Annotated in this window: 16 protein-coding genes; 8 read left to right on the top strand and 8 right to left on the bottom strand. The window is 65.4% G+C overall.

Annotated elements, in window-relative coordinates; genetic code table 11:
* The first annotated feature begins 15 nt into the window (after positions 1-15).
* From NNX38_RS09505 to ligA, 4 genes are all read left to right on the top strand, one after another.
* Entirely contained in the window at positions 16-1,347 is a 1,332-nt protein-coding gene (locus NNX38_RS09505; protein ID WP_255797762.1) for a GNAT family N-acetyltransferase, read from the top strand.
* Positions 1,348-1,624: 277 nt separating this feature from the next.
* A complete protein-coding gene (gene rpsA / locus NNX38_RS09500) occupies positions 1,625-3,097 on the top strand; it encodes a 30S ribosomal protein S1 (protein WP_227921792.1) in 1,473 nt (490 codons plus the stop codon).
* 172 nt (positions 3,098-3,269) lie between these two features.
* The gene (locus NNX38_RS09495; protein WP_255797761.1) at positions 3,270-3,791 is read left to right on the top strand and encodes a hypothetical protein; all 522 of its coding nucleotides are present in this window, start codon (positions 3,270-3,272) and stop codon (positions 3,789-3,791) included.
* Entirely contained in the window at positions 3,788-5,794 is a 2,007-nt protein-coding gene (gene ligA / locus NNX38_RS09490; protein ID WP_255797760.1) for an NAD-dependent DNA ligase LigA, read from the top strand. Before NNX38_RS09495 ends, ligA begins: the two co-directional genes overlap by 4 nt.
* A 6-nt stretch (positions 5,795-5,800) precedes the next feature.
* Here the strand turns inward: ligA and NNX38_RS09485 are convergent, their stop codons facing one another.
* The 7 genes from NNX38_RS09485 to NNX38_RS09455 form a co-directional block, all read right to left on the bottom strand.
* Positions 5,801-6,775, bottom strand: coding sequence for a LacI family DNA-binding transcriptional regulator (locus tag NNX38_RS09485; RefSeq protein WP_304660413.1), 975 nt, complete (start codon positions 6,773-6,775; stop codon positions 5,801-5,803).
* Between the two features lie 104 nt (positions 6,776-6,879).
* On the bottom strand, positions 6,880-8,334 hold the full coding sequence (locus NNX38_RS09480; protein ID WP_255797758.1) for a GH1 family beta-glucosidase: 1,455 nt from the start codon (positions 8,332-8,334) through the stop codon (positions 6,880-6,882).
* Positions 8,334-9,173, bottom strand: coding sequence for a carbohydrate ABC transporter permease (locus tag NNX38_RS09475; RefSeq protein ID WP_227922784.1), 840 nt, complete (start codon positions 9,171-9,173; stop codon positions 8,334-8,336). The genes NNX38_RS09480 and NNX38_RS09475 overlap by 1 nt, the downstream gene beginning before the upstream one ends.
* Positions 9,174-9,232: 59 nt before the next feature.
* Entirely contained in the window at positions 9,233-10,234 is a 1,002-nt protein-coding gene (locus NNX38_RS09470) for a carbohydrate ABC transporter permease (RefSeq protein ID WP_255797757.1), read from the bottom strand.
* A gap of 56 nt (positions 10,235-10,290) precedes the next feature.
* Positions 10,291-11,604: an ABC transporter substrate-binding protein gene (locus NNX38_RS09465; protein WP_255797756.1), complete on the bottom strand. Its 1,314-nt coding sequence runs from the start codon at positions 11,602-11,604 to the stop codon at positions 10,291-10,293.
* Positions 11,605-11,858: 254 nt separating this feature from the next.
* Positions 11,859-13,028 (bottom strand): methyltransferase, encoded by a 1,170-nt coding sequence (locus NNX38_RS09460; protein ID WP_255797755.1) that lies wholly within the window; start codon positions 13,026-13,028, stop codon positions 11,859-11,861.
* Positions 13,021-13,698, bottom strand: coding sequence for a YigZ family protein (locus tag NNX38_RS09455; protein ID WP_255797754.1), 678 nt, complete (start codon positions 13,696-13,698; stop codon positions 13,021-13,023). Before NNX38_RS09455 ends, NNX38_RS09460 begins: the two co-directional genes overlap by 8 nt.
* A 51-nt stretch (positions 13,699-13,749) precedes the next feature.
* Between NNX38_RS09455 and coaE the strand changes: the two genes are divergently transcribed.
* From coaE to NNX38_RS09435, 4 genes are read left to right on the top strand one after another with little or no spacing between them, the layout of a single operon-like run.
* On the top strand, positions 13,750-14,370 hold the full coding sequence (gene coaE, locus NNX38_RS09450; protein ID WP_255797753.1) for a dephospho-CoA kinase: 621 nt from the start codon (positions 13,750-13,752) through the stop codon (positions 14,368-14,370).
* A gap of 57 nt (positions 14,371-14,427) precedes the next feature.
* Positions 14,428-16,506 (top strand): excinuclease ABC subunit UvrB, encoded by a 2,079-nt coding sequence (uvrB, locus tag NNX38_RS09445; RefSeq protein ID WP_255797752.1) that lies wholly within the window; start codon positions 14,428-14,430, stop codon positions 16,504-16,506.
* A 53-nt stretch (positions 16,507-16,559) separates the two neighbouring features.
* Complete coding sequence (locus NNX38_RS09440) at positions 16,560-17,039, top strand: hypothetical protein (protein WP_255797751.1); 480 nt, start codon at positions 16,560-16,562, stop codon at positions 17,037-17,039.
* Positions 17,002-17,181, top strand: a complete 180-nt coding sequence (locus tag NNX38_RS09435; protein WP_255797750.1) for a hypothetical protein — start codon at positions 17,002-17,004, stop codon at positions 17,179-17,181. Before NNX38_RS09440 ends, NNX38_RS09435 begins: the two co-directional genes overlap by 38 nt.
* Positions 17,182-17,247: 66 nt before the next feature.
* On the opposite strand, the gene NNX38_RS09430 is transcribed toward NNX38_RS09435, so the two are convergent.
* Positions 17,248-18,513 (bottom strand): alpha/beta fold hydrolase, encoded by a 1,266-nt coding sequence (locus NNX38_RS09430; protein WP_255798160.1) that lies wholly within the window; start codon positions 18,511-18,513, stop codon positions 17,248-17,250.
* Positions 18,514-18,560 lie beyond the last annotated feature (47 nt).

The following is an 18,560-nucleotide window of genomic DNA, read 5'->3' as shown; positions in this document are numbered from 1 at the left end:
AACACAGGGGGAACCATGGGTACGGACCACAGCACGGACAGCACCACGGACGGGCTGCGGTTCGCTTCCTTCCCGGCCGGGTACGACGCCGCGGACCCGGCCAAGGCGGACGAGCGGACCGCCGGGTGGTTCGACGCCGTTAACCTGGGCTTCCACGAGGACCGCACCAAAGAGGAGCGGCTGCCTGCCCAGGTGGACGGTTACCTGCGGGACGGCCGCGTCCTGACCGCGGTGTACGACGATCGCCTGCCGGAGTACGCCTGGAACCCGGCAGTGCCCGTGGCCACCTACGGGACCATGGTCAATGACCTGAACGTCGGTGGAAGTGAATTGCTGCCCACGCACCTGGTCACGGCGGTCACCGTCCGGCCCACGCACCGGCGCCGGGGTATCCTGCGGCGGATGATTACCGCGGACCTCACCCGGGCCAAAGACTCCGGCCTGGCGCTGGCCGCCCTCACGGCGTCCGAGGCAACCATCTACGGGCGCTTCGGGTTCGGAGCTGCCACCTCCACCGCCGGCGTCGAGCTGGACACCCGCGGCGGCCTCGAATTCACGGCCCCGCCGCGTGGCAGCATCGCGGTTGCCGACGCCGACAAGCTCCGGGGGCTCGTGCCGGAAATCTTCCGGGCACACCTGGAACGCACGTTCGGCGCCCTCGGGCGGCAGTATTCGTACGCCATGCGTGCTGCCGGGAAGTGGAGCGGGGAAAACACTGAACCGGACACGGCCGTGCGCAGTGTCCTCCGGTACAACGCCGACGGCATCCCGGACGGATATGCGGCCTACAAGTCGCTGGGCTGGCAGAACGAGCCGCATACGGTGAAGATCACCGACCTGGTGGCTGCCAGCGACGAGGCCTACCGCGAGCTGTGGCGCTACCTCGGATCCATCGACCTGGTGGACCGGCTGACCTTCTCCGAGGCCCCGGTCGAGGATCCGCTGCCCTGGATGCTGACTGACCGGCGGCGCTACAAGGTAAAGCACGTCGAGGACGTCCTGTGGCTGCGGATCCTGGATCCCGCGGCCGCACTAGGGGCCCGCGGATACTTCGGCGACGGCGCTGTAGTGCTCGACGTCGAAGATCCGATGGCGCTGGCAGCGGGAGCTTTCCTGCTCGAGGTACGCGGCGGCGTCGGAACCGCACGTCCGGCCGCAGCCGGGGAACACGCGGATACGCCGCGGGTGCAGCTGACCGCCGCTGCACTCGGTTCCCTGTACCTGGGGGCCGTGAGTGCGCGGACCCTGGCGGCAGCCGGATCAGTGCACGCCGGGGACGCTGCCCTAGGCGTACTGGACGAGCTGTTTTCGGCCGGGCCGGCGCCTTACTGCAGCACGCATTTCTAACCACTTGCGTGGCGGGCAGGTATTTTTCCACCGCGGCCCAGCTGTTCCCTTTGACCTGCGTTGGCGGGTCCGGCTAGACTGATCGGGCGCGTAATAGCGCAAGTTATAACCAATCCTGTCCATCTCCGGGCAAACAAGCTGTTCGTCCTCGGCACTTTCGTGCCTTTGGCATTCACTTGGGCAAGTATCTTGCCTGCGGGGGCCACCCGGCCCAACCGCCGGTTAGTGGAAACCAGTCCGGAATACAAAACAACTTCCACATCGGAGTCCCAACTACATGACCATCACCACCAACGAGAAGTCCGGTACCCCGCAGGTCGCCATCAACGACATCGGTACTGCCGAGGACTTCCTCGCCGCGATTGACGCAACGATCAAGTACTTCAACGACGGCGATCTCGTCGAAGGTACCGTTGTCAAGGTTGACCGCGACGAGGTCCTGCTCGACATCGGTTACAAGACCGAGGGTGTCATCCCTTCCCGCGAGCTTTCCATCAAGCACGACGTTGATCCCGGAGACGTTGTCTCCGTCGGCGATCAGGTCGAAGCCCTGGTGCTCACCAAGGAAGACAAAGAAGGCCGTCTGATCCTCTCCAAGAAGCGTGCTCAGTACGAGCGTGCCTGGGGCGACATCGAGAAGGTCAAGGAAGAAGACGGCGTCGTTACCGGTACCGTCATCGAGGTTGTCAAGGGTGGTCTTATCCTCGACATCGGGCTGCGCGGCTTCCTGCCGGCATCCCTCGTGGAGATGCGTCGCGTCCGCGACCTGGCTCCGTACATCGGTCAGCAGATCGAAGCCAAGATCATCGAGCTGGACAAGAACCGCAACAACGTTGTTCTGTCCCGCCGTGCCTGGCTCGAGCAGACCCAGTCCGAGGTTCGTTCCACGTTCCTCAACAAGCTGGAAAAGGGCCAGGTTCGTCCCGGCGTTGTTTCCTCCATCGTCAACTTCGGTGCATTCGTGGACCTTGGCGGCGTAGACGGCCTCGTTCACGTTTCCGAGCTGTCCTGGAAGCACATCGACCACCCCTCCGAGGTTGTCGAAGTTGGCCAGGAAGTCACCGTTGAGGTTCTGGAAGTTGACCTTGACCGCGAGCGTGTCTCCCTGTCGCTGAAGGCTACGCAGGAAGATCCGTGGCAGACCTTCGCCCGCACCCACGCCCTCGGCCAGGTTGTTCCGGGTAAGGTCACCAAGCTGGTTCCGTTCGGTGCGTTCGTTCGCGTCGAAGACGGCATCGAAGGCCTGGTCCACATCTCCGAACTGGCTGTCCGCCACGTGGAGCTCGCCGAGCAGGTTGTCTCCGTTGGTGACGAACTGTTCGTCAAGGTCATCGACATCGACCTCGAGCGTCGCCGCATCTCGCTGTCCCTCAAGCAGGCCAACGAGGGCGTCGATCCCGAGGGCACCGAGTTCGATCCGGCTCTGTACGGCATGGCCGCAGAGTACGACGAAGCCGGCAACTACAAGTACCCGGAGGGCTTCGACCCCGAGTCCAACGAATGGCTCGAAGGCTACGAAACCCAGCGCGCCGCTTGGGAGCAGCAGTACGCTGATGCCCAGGCCCGTTGGGAAGCCCACAAGAAGCAGGTCGCCCAGCACAACTCCGAGGACATCGCTGCTGCTTCGGAATCCACCGATTCCGGCACCACCAGCTACTCCTCCGAGCCGGCCGTTGCCGAGACGGGTGCCGGCACGCTGGCTTCCGACGAAGCCCTGGCTGCACTGCGCGAGAAGCTCACGGGAAACTAATTCCCACTGGTTCCGCTGTCCGGTAAGCCGGACCGTGTAACTGCCTAAAGCGGGCCTCCACTTCGGTGGGGGCCCGCTTTTGCGTGTGCGGGCGTGTCTGTGTGCGGACCAGCCTGCGGCCACCCTAGGGTAGGCCGGAGAACGGTTTTTCGATGTCGATCAGGGGGAGATCATGGCGGAACAAGGGGACCGGCCGGGGCAGGGGCCGTTTGTGCCGCCGCAGCAGTCGTATCCATACCAGCAGCAGCAGTATCCGCAGCAGCAGCAGCAGCCGTATCCGTACCAGCAGCAGCCTTATCCGCAGCAGTTTTTCCCGCAAACGCCTTACGGCCGCCCGGCGAAGGCCAGATCCGGTGCCGAGTTTGCTGCCCTGATGACCGCCTCGGTACTCACCGTCTTAGTTGGTGCCTATACCACGCTCGTGGCATTCGTTGTCTTTATCAATCTCGGCATGACGCAGGGCGCTTCCGATGAGTCCGGGGAACGAGCGAAATACGAGGTTATGTCCCTGTTTCTGTGCCCCGGCCCGTTCGTCGCCTTGGGCCTTGCCTGGGGCGGCTATGCCGTGCTCCGCCGGTTGAAGCATCCGACGGCGGCGCGGTGGTGGTTCGGTGCGGCACTGCTCGTCTGGTTCATGCTGTTCCTGTTCTGGCTGGGTCCGGAAGTGGCGTTCCCCATGACGGGTTCGGTATGAGGAGCTTCAACATCACCGCAGATAATTACGGCCCGTTGGTGGCGCAGGCCCTGTCTGCGGCGAGGGCGTACGAGCAGACCGACGTCGAGGAAATGCCGGACCACCGGTTCGACAGTCTGCTGGCAGCGATCCTGGCCTACGAAACGGCCAACGGCATCTCCGCCTCCCACGGGCTGCACTCGGTTGTCGGCCATGGGGGAGCCCAAGGCGGGAACGTCGAGCATGCCTCGCCGGCCGGGTCGTTGGAAAAGCCCGGCGAGGAGAAGGTCATCGAGTTCGCCGCTGCGCATCCCGATGCAGTGGTTGAACCGAAAATCGACGGTATGGCAATTATCGTCCGCTATAGGGACGGGCGCCTCTTTTCCGCTGCCACGCGGGGCGACGGCTACACCGGTGAAGACGTCACCGGCAAGGTCCGCGGCGTCGAAGGGCTGCCGGAAGCCGCCGGTACAGGCGACTTCGAAGTCCGCGGGGAGCTGTACCTGAACGAGGCGAACCTGGGACAGGCCAACGCGATCCGCGCCGCGGCGGGCCAGGCGCCGTTCAGGAACGCCCGCAACGGAGTAGCCGGAATGCTGAACAAGGACGGCAGCACCTACGCCGGACTGTTCTCCTTCGCGGCATACACGCTTGGCGGGGACGCCGACCACCTGGACGCGATGCAGGAACTTTCAGCCCTGGGCTTCACGACGGCGCGTTCCCTGCTGCCGCACGCCGTCCTGGCTGCGGATGACCCGATGGGAGCGGTCGCTGCCCTGGGTGCGGTCCGTTCTGACCTGGGTTTTCCCATCGACGGCGCCGTCCTGAAGGTGCCCGCTGCCCCAGATCGGAAAGCTCTGGGGGAGGGACCGCATGCCCCCAAGTGGGCGGTGGCCTACAAGTACCCGCCGGTGCAGGTGCCTGCCGTTATTGAAGACATAGAACTCGAGATCGGTAAGACCGGACGGTTGTCCATCCGTGCGCGGTTCACGCCCGTGGACGTGGACGGTTCCACGATCGGATACGCCTCGCTGCACAACGTCCAGGACCTGTTGAAGAAAGACATCCGCGTCGGAGACACGGTCATGGCGTACAAGGCCAACGACGTTATTCCGCAGGTCCACCTGCCGCGAGCCGACCTTCGGGACCCGTCCTCCACGCCGTGGGAACCGCCGGCCGGCTGTCCCAAATGCGGCCGGGAATTCGATAAGTCCACCGGGCTGTGGCGGTGCACAAATCCCGAATGCTCGGTTTCCGGGCGGATTTCCTACGCAGTCTCCCGCGACGCCGGGTTGGATATAGACGGCGTCGGCGGCTCCACCGGGGACGCCCTTATCGAAGCGGATCTGGTCCGGGATGTCTCGGACATCTTCCACCTGACCGAGGATCAGCTAGCCAACCTGAGGCTGGGCACGGGAGAATCGGGTGCGGACCGGCTGCTCGGAGTCAAGAAGGCCAAAAAAATCATGGCCGAAATTGAGCAGGCCAAGTCCCGGCCGCTGAACCGGGTTATCACCGCCCTGGCCATGCGCTACACCGGACGGACCTTCGGCCGCCGGCTGGCCGCACGCTTCGGGACGATGGAGAACCTCCGGTGCGCTTCGGTGGAAGAGCTCGCGGGTGTCGAAGGCATTGGCAAGGCCAAGGCGGAAGTCATCCATGCAGCACTGAAGGACAACGGGCCGGTCATTGACCGCCTGGCCGCGGCCGGGGTGAATATGGTCACCCCGGCGGCCGCACCATTGAAGGCTGCCAGGGCAGCCAGGCTCACCACCCCTGAGGGGGAGGCCATGAATGTGGTCATCACCGGTTCCCTGAAGGGCAGCGCGCTGGGCTCCCTGACCCGGGCGGGTGCCCGGGAACTAATCGAAGCCCATGGAGGCCGCGCAGCCGGTTCGGTCTCGAAAACCACGTCCCTCTTGGTGTGTGCCGAGCCGGGAAGCAGCAAGTTCCTCCGCGCGCAGGAGCTGGGCATCAGGATCGTCACGCCGGACGAGTTCGCGCAGATGCTCGAAGGCCACTGAGGGCATCTAGGCCGAGTCCCGGACCACCAGCGATGTCGGCAGGCGGTTCACCCGTTCAGTGGGCCGGCCTTCTATCAGGTCCACCAGGACCTCCGCCATCTTTCCACCGAGGGCGGTAATCGGGTGGTGAATGGTCGTCAGGGCAGGACTAAGGCTGGTGGCGTAGTAGTCGTCGTCGAAGCCCACCACGGCGACATCCTCCGGGATGCGCAGCCCCCGTTCCTGCAGCACCGAATAAGCACCCGACGCCATCTGGTCGTTTGCCGCGAAGACCGCGTCGATGTCCCTGCCGCGGTCCAGCAGGCGGCGCATCGCGGCCGCTCCGGAGGCCACGGTAAAGTCCCCGGTCTCGACTAGGGCGTCATCCAGGCCTGCGCGGCGGACTTCGGCCCGCCAGCCGGCGAGCCGGTCCACACCTGCAAGCATGTCCTGCGGCCCGGCGATCGTGGCAATGCTCCGCCGTCCGGCGCCGGTGAGCCTGGCCGTGGCAGCCGCAGCGCCTTCCTCATTGTCCACTTCCACGAAGTAGCTCTGACCGGCGTCCACCAGGGGACGCCCGGCGAAAACCACCGGCAGCTGACCGTTCAACCGCTCCCAGGAATGGTCGCCCGTGTGGTGCGAAACCACCAGGACGCCGTCCACGTTTCCGCCCAGCAGGTAGCGGCGGGTTTTCTCCGGGTTGGATTCCGAGGAGGTCACCATGTTGAGCATGTACTCGGTGGTGTTCAGGTAACGGGCAATTCCTTCCACCACGCTGGCGAAGAAGGGATCCGCAAAGACCTTGGAGGTGGACTCCGGAACGAGCAGCGTCACCGTATACGTCCGCCGGCTGGCCAAGGTCCGGGCGGCGCGGTTGGGGACATAGTTCAGCGCCCGGACGGCCTTTTCCACCGAGTCGGCCATGCTCGGGTCAACGGAAGGCGAACCGTTGACCACCCGGGACACCGTGGCCCTGGAAACGCCGGCCAGGGCGGCCACCATTTCCAGGGTCGGGGCGGGGCGCGCCTGGCCGGATTCAGCACTCACAGTTTTCTCCTACGCGACTGAGGGCCGAGACGCCCGATCGCTGCCCAGTTTACGGGACGTCACACCATCGAGGCGGTAGCCGTCCCACGGGTGCCGGAATCCTCGTCCCGGCTGGCCGCGATCAGCCGGCTGTAAGCAAGGCCGCTGTCCTTGACCGTGCGTTCCTGGGTGTCGTAATCCACCCGGACAATGCCGAAACGCTTGCTGTAGCCCCAGGACCACTCGAAGTTGTCCATCAAGGACCACACGAAGTAGCCGCGGACGTCTGCTCCCGCGTCAATCGCACGGCCGACCGCGGCGATGTGGTCCATGATGAAGCCGGTGCGTTCGGCATCCGGCACGCTTCCGTCATCGCTCACGACGTCGTCGTAGGCAGCCCCGTTTTCGGTGATGTACAGCGGCGGCAGGTCCGGGTACTCCTCGCCCAGGCGGACCAGGAGTCGGCGGAGCCCGTCAGGGTTGACCTCCCAGCCCATGGCGGTACGGGGCAGGCCGCGGCTCGGGAACGTGATGTGTTCGGCGCCGATCCACGGGGAGGCCACGGGCCGCCCGGCGCCGCCGGAATGGCCGTCGGCGCCGCTGGTGTCCGGGTGTCCGCTGATCTGGTCATCGTGGTAATGGTTCACTCCCAGGAAATCGATCGGGCTCCCGATGATCTCCAGGTCGCCCGGACGGATGGCCTCGGCCAAGCCAAACGGCTCCAGGTCCTTCAGCGAATCCTCCGGATACGCGCCCCGAAGGATGGGGTCGAGGAAGATGCGGTTCTGCAGGGAGTCAAAGAGCCGTGCCGCTTCCAGGTCCACGGGATCGGAGGCATCCCGCGGGATGGAGTTGCTGAGGTTCAGCGTGATGCCCAGCTGCTGGGCGCCGCGGGAACGGAGTTCGTTGACAGCCATGCCGTGGGCGAGGTGCTGATGGTGGACCGCTGCGATGGCGGCGCGGGGTTCCTGCCGGCCCGGAGCGTGTACCCCGGATCCGTAGCCCAGCAGGGATGAGCAGAACGGTTCGTTGAAGGTGGTCCAATGCTGCACCCGGTCCCCAAGGGCGGAGTAGACATCATTGGCGTACTCAACAAAGCGGTACGCAGTGTCCCGGTTGGCCCAGCCGCCCTTCTCTTCCAGGGCCTGCGGCAGATCCCAGTGGTACAGAGTGAGCCAGGGCAGGATTCCGGCGCCGAGGAGTTCATCCACCAGGCGGGAGTAGAAGTCCAGCCCCGCACTGCTGGTGCCGCGGTCTCCCGGCCGCACCCGTGCCCAGCTGGTGGAGAAGCGGTAGGAGTCCAGCCCAAGGTCCTTCATCAGGGCGACGTCGGCAGGCATGCGGTGGTAATGGTCCACTGCTACTGCCGGAGTGTCGAGATTCTTCACGTTTCCGGGGGTCCGGGCGAACGTGTCCCACACGGAGTCTTCCTTGCCGTCCTCCCACGCGGCTCCTTCGACCTGCGCCGCCGCTGTGGCGGATCCCCAGATAAAGCCCGCTGGAAAATTCCTTCGCTCCGTGGCGTTGTTCGTCATTAACCCTTCACTGCTCCCTGCATGATTCCGGATATAAGTTGTTTTCCTGCCACCGCGAAAAGGATGAGCAGGGGAATGGTTGCCAGCACGGCACCGGTAAGGACCACCGCGTAGTCGGTATACCGGTTGGACTGCAGCTGGCTTAGAGCGGTCTGGAGGGTGGGGTTGCCGGCGTCGAGTACAAGCATCGGCCACAGGAAGTCCGTCCACGCAGACATAAACGTAAACAGGCTGAGGATGGCCATTGCCGGCCTCGCCGCGGGCAGGGCCACATGCCAGAACGTCTTGATCATGTTGGCGCCGTCCATCCGCGCGGATTCGATCAGTTCGTCCGGAATGACGTCCACCAGGTACTGGCGCATAAAGAACACGCCGAAGGCCGTCACGAGCGTCGGGATGATGACGGCACCGATATCACCGGTCCAGCCGTAGTGCCGCATCACCATAAAGAGGGGAATGATTCCGAGCTGGGTCGGAATGGCCATGGTTGCCACCACTGCGACCATCAGCCCGTTGTTCCCGCGGAAACGCAGCTTCGCGAAGGCGTACCCCGCCAAGGTGGAGAACATCACCACGGAAACAGTGATGATGGTCGAGATCAGGATGCTGTTCCACAACGCCGTCCAGAACGGAATGGTGTCGAATACCTCGGCAACGTTCTTCCAGAAGTTCCCGCCTGGCAGCAACGGAGGCCAGGTAAGGCTCAGCGCTTCATTGGACCGGCTGCCCACCACTGCGGACCACCACAGCGGGTAGGCGGAACCGATGAAGAAAGCGAGCAGCAGGCCGTAGGTCAGATATCCGGGGCGAAGGCCGTTGCCCAGGATCCGGTGCCGCAGCGCCGGGCGGCGGCGCGGGGGCCGCGGTTGGGTCCTCGGCGCGGTCTTTTCGACGATACTCACTTTTGCTTCCCTTTCACTGCGGGCCGGCGGCGCTGCCGTTTGCCGTCGGATGACGCTATCCGCCTGGACAAGGCCAGATTGAGGACTCCGAAAAGAATGATGATGAGGAACAGCAGCCAGGCAATGGCCGATGCAGCTCCGAAATCCTGCCGCTGGAAGGCCATCTCCCACAGGTAAAGAACGGTGGTCTGGAACTCGCGCTCCGGGCCGCCGGCATACGTGGGATCGAAGAGGCGCGGCTCGGTGAAGATCTGCAGTCCTCCGATCGTGGAGGTGATGACCACGAAGATCATGGTGGGCCGGATGCTCGGCAGGGTAATGCTGAAGAAGCGCCGGATGGCACCGGCTCCGTCAATAGCGGCGGATTCGTAAATATCGCGCGGAACTGCCTGCATGGCGGCCAGGAGGATCAGCGCGTTGTAGCCGGTCCACCGCCAGTTGACCATGGATGCCACCGCCACGTGGCTGGGAAAGGTTTCGGTCCGCCACATGATCGGATCTATGCCGAAGTTGCTCAGCACGCTGTTAATGAGGCCATGCTGCTCGTTGAACATGTAGGTGAAAATCAGGGCTACGGCAACCGGCGTCACCACGTAGGGGATGAGCACGCTCATGCGCCAGAACGTCTTGCCCCGGATGTTCTGGTCAAGGACTGCGGCTATCACCAGGGCGCCCGCCAGCTGCGGAATCGCCGAGAGCAGGAAAATGCTCATCGTGTTGAAAAGCGAGTTCCAGAAGAAGCGGTCGGCGAGGACCTCGGCGAAGTTCCCCAGTCCGATAAAGTCGCCCTGGCCCTTTAGGAGGTGCCAGTCGTACAGCGAAACGTAGAACGTGTAGACCAGCGGAAACAGGCCCACCAGTGCGAAGAGCACGAAAAACGGTGAAATGTACAGGTAGGGAGAGGCTTTGACGTCCCAGACGTTCAGGCGCTGCCTAAACGTGGGTTTGATTTTCTCCGGCGGCGCGGCGGGCGCGGGCGGCTTCATGGTTACGGTCATATCGATTCTCACAGTCCATCAGGGGGCCTCCGGTTCCCCGGAGGCCCCGCTGGGTACTAGTCCTTGACTACCAGCTCGTTCAGGAGTTGAACTGCTTCATTCCAGGCACCCTCGCCGTCGACCTTGCCCGAATCAAGCTGGGTCAGTGCCACACCGAAGACCTTTTCCTGGATTACCGAATCGTCCGGGCCCTTGAACTGGGCAACCACGCCTTCTGCGCGGGAAGCCAGGATCGCGCCGGTCGGGGCGTTGTTGAACATCGGATTGGGAGTTGCATCCTCCGCCAGCTGTTCCTGCGCCTCAATGGTGCTGGGGAAGTTGTTGGCGGCCGCCGACTGCTTCACCTGCTGCTCGGGAGCGGTGAGCCAGGCCGCGAGTTTCGCCGCTTCCTCCTTGTGCTCGGAGGTTTCGGGGACTGCCAGGAACGCGCCGCCCCAGTTCGATGCACCGCCGGGGAAGACATCCGCGAAGTCCCAGCCCGAGTCCGCGCCGCCGCCGGCCGATTCCAGCTGTTCCTGGATGGTGCCCAGCATCCAGCCCGGGCACACGAAGGTGGCGAAGGAGCCGTCAGTGAACGCCTTGCCGGTTCCCCAGTCCCACTTGGTTTCGTTGGCGGAGAGGCCTGCCTGGGTTCCGGCAGCAAGCTGCATGAACTGTTCCTTCATGGCGTCATTGCCTTCGATGTTCAAGTCACCGTCGGCAGTGTAGTAGCCCTCCTTCATCTGGTTCACCATGGAGTTCCAGACGAATCCGGACTGGTCGTACCAGGCCTTGCCGGTCTTCTCGTGGTACTGGTTGCCAAGTTCGAAGTAGGTGTCCCAGGTTGCGTCGTCGCCGCCGAAGAGTTCCGCTACGGCTTCGCGGTCGCTCGGCAGGCCGGCTTCCTCAAACAGCTTGCCGTTGTAGCACAGGCCCTGCGGTCCGATATCGGTGCCGTAGCCGATGACACGTCCGTCGGCGTCGGTGCCCTGCTTGTACTTCCAGTCCACCCAGTTGTCCTTGATATCTTCCGCGCCGTACTCGTTCAGGTCCACGAACTGGTCCGAGACGTCCATGACCGCACCGAGCCAGCCCTCTTCGAGGGCCACCACGTCGCTGACGCCGGAACCGGCCGCCAGCTTGGTGAAGAGGTCCGTCTGCGCATTGGCGCCGCGGTCGATGTTGTTGGCCTGGATGTCGATGCCGGGGTTGGCTTCCTCGTATTCGGCATACAGATCGTCATAGCCGAAGGTTCCGAAGGTGGTGACGGTCAGCTTCAGGGGATTGTCTTCACTGGCAGCTTCGCTGTCGCCGCCGCCGCAGCCTACGGCCAGCAGGGCTACTACGGCAGCACCTGCAATCGCCGCCGCGGGATGTCGGAAATTCTTCACGGTCACTCCTTTGTGTGTGGGTAAAGCAGTTGATGATCCCGGGTGGTAGACCGTGCCTGGTGCTCGGGTGGCGTGATCCGACGAAAGCGGGAGGAAAGAAAAGTGGTTCCTGCGGCGGGAGCGGAGTCTGAGAGAGCGCTCTCTACGCGTCGGTTACAGGCTAGGAGTGATCTGCGCCACTGTCAAGAGAGCGCTCTCTGGTGCACAAAAAGGCGTCCCCGGGCAGGCCGGGGACGGGGTGCGGCGGTGCGGCGTTAGCGCCGGGTGCTGACCGTGACCGTGAACTTGGGGTTGCGGGCCACTTCCCGGGTGGGACCGACCAGCCTGGTCAGGGCGGGCTTATACAACAGGTGGCTGTTCCAAACGGTCCAGAGCTCCCCGCCGGGCTGCAGGACACGTCCGGCATCGGCAAAAAGCTTGAGCGCGATGCCGGCATGTACCGCGGCACCGATGTGGAACGGCGGGTTCAGGACCACCAGTTCTTCCGAGCGGTCCGGCAGCGGGCCCAGCGCATCGGCCCGGGTGACGACGGCGCGGTCCGCCACGCCGTTGGCGGCCAGGGTGCGGGCGGCGGAGGCGGCAGCAGCGGCTGACTGGTCGGTGGCCAGCACCGTGAGGTCCGGCCGGGTCAGTGCGAGGTAGGCGGCGATGGTGCCGGTCCCGCAGCCAAGGTCCACGGCGCGCCGGGCCGCGCGGGCCTGGGCCAGGTGCGGCAGCAGGAACCGGGTGCCGGGATCCAGTGCGGTTCCGCCGAACGCAGCGCCGTAGGCCCAGAGTTCCAGCGGCTGCGCCAGGCCGACGTCGTGCCGTTGGGAGACCGGAAAGGCCGGTTCCGGGAGCTGCTCCGGCGGAAGGGGCGAGGCCGCCGTCAGGACCCTGGATTTCTGCCGGCCGAGCCCGGCGGTGACGGAGCCGAAGTAGCGGGCGAGGACCTCGTTCATGGCCGGGGTCATGTGTTTGACCCGTCCGCCGGCGTAGACCGTGACATCCGGTGCGGCGTTGGCCGCGATCAGCGCAGCGATCTCTTCCAGGGCGGCCAGCGAGCGGGGGAGCCGCAGCAGCACCAGGCGGGCGCCTTCGACCAGCGGCGCGGCGAGGGCATGGTGGCTGAAAACGTCCGGCAGCCCCAGGTCCGCGGCGTTGGCATCAAGCGCCTGTTCGCCGCTCAGCGGATCCTGGTGGACACGCAGGCGTCGCAGTCCATGCCGGGCCGCGGCTGCGAGCGTGAGCGCTCCGTAGGAATCGCCGATGACGACGACGCCGGGCTGGTCCGGGTTTGCTGCTGCGGAAAGGTCCGGCGCGGCCGTGTCCAGCAGAAGGGTGTCGGCGGCGTCCCAGGCCTGCAGGTTGGGGGCTTCGACGTCCGGCCTGCGGCGCAGGCGGGAAAAGTCGAAGTCGGTCCGGCCCGGTGCGGGGTCAGTCACGGTCGATCCATTCTGTTCCGAGGGGGACCGGTTCGGAGGCTCCGGCGGTCAGGGAAGCGAGCCTGGCATGGAAGGCAGCCAGGGCGTCGGGGGTGTCCGGCAGGGCAACGTTGATGGAGGCACCGGCGGCCGAATAATCGGTGCCCAGCACGCTGATGCCTGCGGTCCGGAGGTCGTTTTCCAACCGTCCGGCCGCTGAGTGCCCGGCCGGGATGCCGTAAAGCTGCATCCGCCGGCGCCGCAGCAGGGGCGCGGTGTCGAGGGCCGAGGAGACGGACTCGGAGTAGGCACGCACCAGCCCGCCCGCTCCGAGCAGGATCCCGCCGAAGTAGCGGACGGTCACGGCGGTGATGTCGCTGAGGTCGGTCGCTCCGTTGAAGGTCTCCCGTTTGGTGAGCGCTTCCAGCATCGGGATGCCGGCGGTGCCGGACGGTTCGCCGTCGTCGCTGGAGCGTTGGACCTCGCGCCCGGGGCCCAGCACGAAGGCGCTGCAGTGGTGCCGGGCGTCGTGGAACTCGCGGCGCAGGTCCGCCACCAGGGCGCGCGCCTGCTCTTCGGTTTCGGTGCGGCGCAGCACGGTGATGAAGCGTGAGCGTCGGATTTCAAGTTCAGCGCGGTGTTCACGGGCGACGGTGGTGTAGCGCCCCGCCGCCGCGTCGATATCGCTCACCCTTCCAGTCTAGTAGGCGGTTCCGGTCCGCGACGGCGGTAGGGTGGGGGCATGCTCAAGGTTGGACTCACCGGCGGGATTGCTGCCGGAAAATCCCTGGTCGCGCGGACCCTCGTCCAGTGCGGCGCCGTGCTGGTGGACGCCGATGCCCTGGCCCGTGAAGTGGTGGAGCCGGGCACGGAAGGCCTGGCCGCCGTCGTCGAGGCCTTCGGCCCTCAGATCCTGGCCGCTGACGGCTCGCTGGACCGCCCGGCGCTGGCCGCAGTAGTCTTCGGCGACGAGGAACGCCGTGCCGTGCTGAACGGCATCATCCATCCGCTGGTCCGGGCGCGGGCAGCGCAGCTTGCGGCGGAGGCCCCGCCGGACGGGATCCTGGTCCAGGACATCCCGTTGCTGGTGGAAACCGGCCAGGCCGGGAACTTCGATTTTGTCCTCGTGGTCGAGGCACCCGAGGATGTCCGGCTGGACCGCATGGTCCGGATGCGGGGGATGGATCCCGAGGCCGCACGCGCCCGCATCGCGGCGCAGGCAACTCCCGAACAGCGGGCGGAGGCGGCCGACGTCGTCCTGCACAACACCGGCACGCCCGAGGAACTGGTGGCCGCCGTACGCCGGCTGTGGGAGACCCGGCTGGTGCCGCTGAACGAGGCGCGGAGCCGGACTGGACGCTAGTTCAGCCCCTAGCAAAGCGGACCACGGCTGTCCGCATAGCGGAGTAGTTTTATAGGCATGAGTCTTGCGCAGGACATCAAGAGAGTCGTGGCACCGTTTGAGGTCATCAGTGACTACAAGCCCGCCGGTGACCAGCCCACCGCCATCAAGGAACTGGCCGAGCGGATCAATGCCGGCGAGAAGGACGTTGTGCTGCTCGGTGCCACCGGTACCGGTAAGAGCGCGACGGCGGCCTGGCTGGTGGAGCAGGTGCAGCGGCCCACGCTGGTAATGGTGCAGAACAAGACGCTGGCCGCCCAGCTGGCCAACGAGTTCCGTGAGCTGCTGCCCAACAACGCGGTGGAGTACTTCGTCTCCTACTACGACTACTACCAGCCCGAAGCCTATGTGCCGCAGACGGATACCTTCATCGAGAAGGACTCCTCGATCAATGAGGAAGTCGAACGCCTGCGCCACTCGGCCACCAACGCCCTGCTGACCCGGCGCGACGTCATCGTGGTGGCCACCGTGTCCTGCATCTACGGCCTGGGCACCCCGGAAGAGTACATCGAGGCAATGGTGACCCTGCGCCGGGGCCAGCAGATGAACCGCGATGACCTGCTGCGCCGCTTCGTAGCCATGCAGTACGTCCGCAATGACATGGACTTCCACCGCGGCACCTTCCGCGTCCGCGGCGACACCGTGGAAATCATCCCGATGTACGAAGAGAACGCGATCCGCGTTGAATTCTTCGGCGACGAGATCGAGAACATCTACACCCTTCATCCGCTGACCGGCGACGTCATCCATGAAGAGACGGAGATGTACGTTTTCCCGGCGTCGCACTACGTGGCCGGCGAGGACCGGATGCACCGGGCCATCCGCCAGATCGAGGACGAGCTCCAGGTGCGGCTGAAGGAACTGGAATCGCAGAACAAGCTGGTGGAAGCCCAGCGGCTGCGGATGCGCACCACCTATGACCTCGAAATGATGCAGCAGATGGGCTTCTGCAACGGCATCGAGAACTATTCGCGGCACATCGACGGCCGCGGCCCGGGTACCGCCCCGCACTGCCTGCTGGACTACTTCCCGGATGATTTCCTGCTGGTGGTGGACGAATCCCACGTCACCATTCCGCAGATCGGTGCCATGTACGAAGGCGACATGTCCCGCAAGCGCACCCTGGTGGACCACGGCTTCCGGCTGCCCTCGGCCATGGACAACCGCCCGCTCAAATGGGACGAGTTCCTGGAGCGGATCGGCCAGACCGTGTACATGTCCGCCACCCCCGGCAAGTACGAACTGTCCAAGGCGGACGGCTACGTGGAACAGATCATCCGGCCCACCGGCCTGGTGGACCCGCAGGTGGTGGTGAAGCCCAGCAAGGGCCAGATCGATGACCTTCTCGGCGAGATCCGCACCCGTACCGAACGGGATGAACGCGTCCTGGTGACCACCCTGACCAAGCGGATGGCAGAGGACCTGACCGGCTATCTGCTGGAGCACGGGGTCAAGGTGGAATACCTGCACTCCGACGTCGACACGCTGCGCCGCGTGGAGCTGCTCCGCGAACTGCGGATGGGCACCTTCGACGTGCTGGTCGGCATTAACCTGCTCCGGGAAGGCCTCGACCTTCCCGAGGTATCCCTGGTCAGCATCCTCGACGCCGACAAGGAAGGCTTCCTGCGTTCCTCCACCTCGCTGATCCAGACCATCGGCCGTGCCGCCCGTAACGTCTCGGGTGAGGTGCACATGTACGCGGACCGGATTACCGACTCCATGGCCAAGGCCATCGACGAGACCAACCGCCGCCGCGAGATCCAGGTGGCGTACAACAAGAAGCACGGCGTGGACCCGCAGCCGCTGCGCAAGAAGATCGCGGACATCACGGACCAGCTGGCCCGCGAGGACGCCGACACCAAGGCTCTCCTGGCGGAGGCGGCCAAGCAGAAGACGAAGGGCAAGGGCAAGGGGGTCCGGAAGGACGGTCTAGCAGCTGCTCCCGCCGAGGACCTCACCAGCCTGATCGCGTCCATGACCGAGCAGATGCATGCCGCTGCGGCCGAGCTGCAGTTCGAATTGGCCGCCCGGCTGCGCGACGAGGTGGGGGACCTGAAGAAGGAACTGCGGCAGATGCAGGCCGCCGGGCACGCCTAGGCGGGCGCTGCCCGGGTCCCTGCGGTGTCAGAGGCGGCGGATAGGCTGGCGGTATGTTCTTGACGCTGCCTTCCCCGCTTCCGGATGTACCGCCGGAGGTGCTGCCGGATGCTGCTCCGGCTCTTTCCGTCGACAGTGCACCATGGTGGGAAATCCTCGCTGCCCTTGGCCCGCTGGCGGTCCTGCTCGCCGGCGCCCTGACCTTCTTTATCGGCTGGAAGACACTGGAGCAGCGCCGGAAGGCGGATCAACGCTCGGAATGGTGGACCCGCGCCCAGTGGGCCATCGAAGCTTCCCTGTCGGATGATCCCCGGCGGCAGGAGACGGGACTGGGCGTCCTGGACCTGCTGGCCCAGAGCGACCTTGCCGGAACCGAGGAAGCGGCTATCATCAGCATTGCGTGGGCACGCCCGCTGACGGCGATAGTGGACTCGACCGGCGATATGAGCCAGAATGAAAACATCACGAGCGCACCCGGAACGGAGGAGGCTGACGATGACAACAGCAGCACTGCCGCTGGCACGCGGTTCTAAGGCTCCCGCCGACCAGCCTGAACGAGATCGAGACCGCGAACGGGTGCAGATCCGGGCCGCACGGCTCCGCCTCACCACCGACCGCAAGCTCGGCAAGCCCACCCCGGAATGGGTCCGGAAACTCGCTGACCGTCCGCTCTAGCGGCCCCTAAGACCAACAAAAGGAAGGTCCCCGGTATACCGGGGACCTTCCTTTTGTTGGTCGACCCTATGCGTCCTGGCCGCGGACCATGTCCAGCAGGCGGTTGAAGATGGCCTCGCCGTCGTCCGCAATGCCGTCATGGTGGAAATCCGCGGTTTCCCAGGCCTGAAGTCCCTTCACGGCACCGGCAGTCTCCAGGGAGAGGTCCCGGTCCACGTAAATGTCGTCCGTGTAGACGGCGGCGGCCACGGGCACGGTGTTCCGGGCCAGTTGGCCGGTGTCGTAGAGGGGGTCCCAGTCGGACTTCCGGGCCAGCAATTCTGCTGTGTCGCGAAGCGGGACCAGTGCCGGGTCCTCGTCGAAGTACCAGGGGTAGACCATCTCACCGGTGAAGAGCGGCTCGGGTGCCGTGGGCTCGAACTCGGGGAAGGACTTCAGCACGCGCTCCGCAGCCCAGTTGGTGGCTTCGCCGTGGCCGTAGATGGACTCGTGCATCACCGCGTACAGCGGATTCGCCGCCCGGCTGACCAGCCCGTGGACGGTCTCCAGGAAGGTGTCGGAGAGGCGTTCCCCGGCCGGGGTGGGAATGAAGGCTTCCTGCAGCAGGTAATGCAGGCCGTCTACCCGCGTGTTGCCGCCCAGATAGGAGCCGGCCATCTGGAAACGCCGTACGCTCAGCCGTTCCCCGGAGGGCAGGAACTCCGGGACGGACTCGAGGTGCCGGGCAATCCGCGTAGTGGTTTCCCGGTCCTCGGGGTAGCGGGAGAAGTACTCGGCGTTGCGTGCGGCCACCCGCCGGAAGGTTGCCTCGTAGACCCGGTCCGCAGGACCAGTCAGGGGTGCCAGCCCGCCGGTGATGAGGCATTCGCGCAGCCCCTGGGGCGCGAAGGACAGATAGCTCAGGGTGCAGAAGCCGCCGTAGCTCTGCCCGTAGGTACTCCAGGGACCCGAGCCGAGCGCCTGCCGGATGAGCTCGGCGTCCGCGACGATGGAATCGGCCCGGAAACGGGTGAGGTACTCGGCCTGCGCCGCGGCGTCTCCGCGCAGCGGCAGGGTCTGCCGGTCCGCCGGAGTGGAGAGCCCGGTCCCGCGCTGGTCCAGCATCAGGATCCGGAAGTGCTTGGAAGCGGCCTTCGTCCAGCCGCCGAACTGCAGCAGCCGGTTGCCCTTGCCTCCCGGACCGCCCTGCAGGTACAGCAGCCACGGCAGCTCCTGCGCTTCGGCGGCGGGCAGTTCGGCGTCGACGTATTCGCGGGCAAAGACGGTAATGGTCTCCCCGTCCGGAACCGCGTGGTCCAGCGGCACCGTGAACCAGTGGTCCGTCACGTTCATCCCGCGCACCGGGTACGTGCGCGACGCCGTGTGCGGAACGGCCGCCG

It is taken from the genome of Arthrobacter sp. zg-Y238 (assembly GCF_024385525.1).
In the GTDB taxonomy this organism is placed as follows: Bacteria; Actinomycetota; Actinomycetes; order Actinomycetales; family Micrococcaceae; genus Arthrobacter_B; species Arthrobacter_B jinronghuae.
Note: the sequence above shows the minus strand (reverse complement) of the source record. Positions and strands in the feature narration are given on the sequence as shown.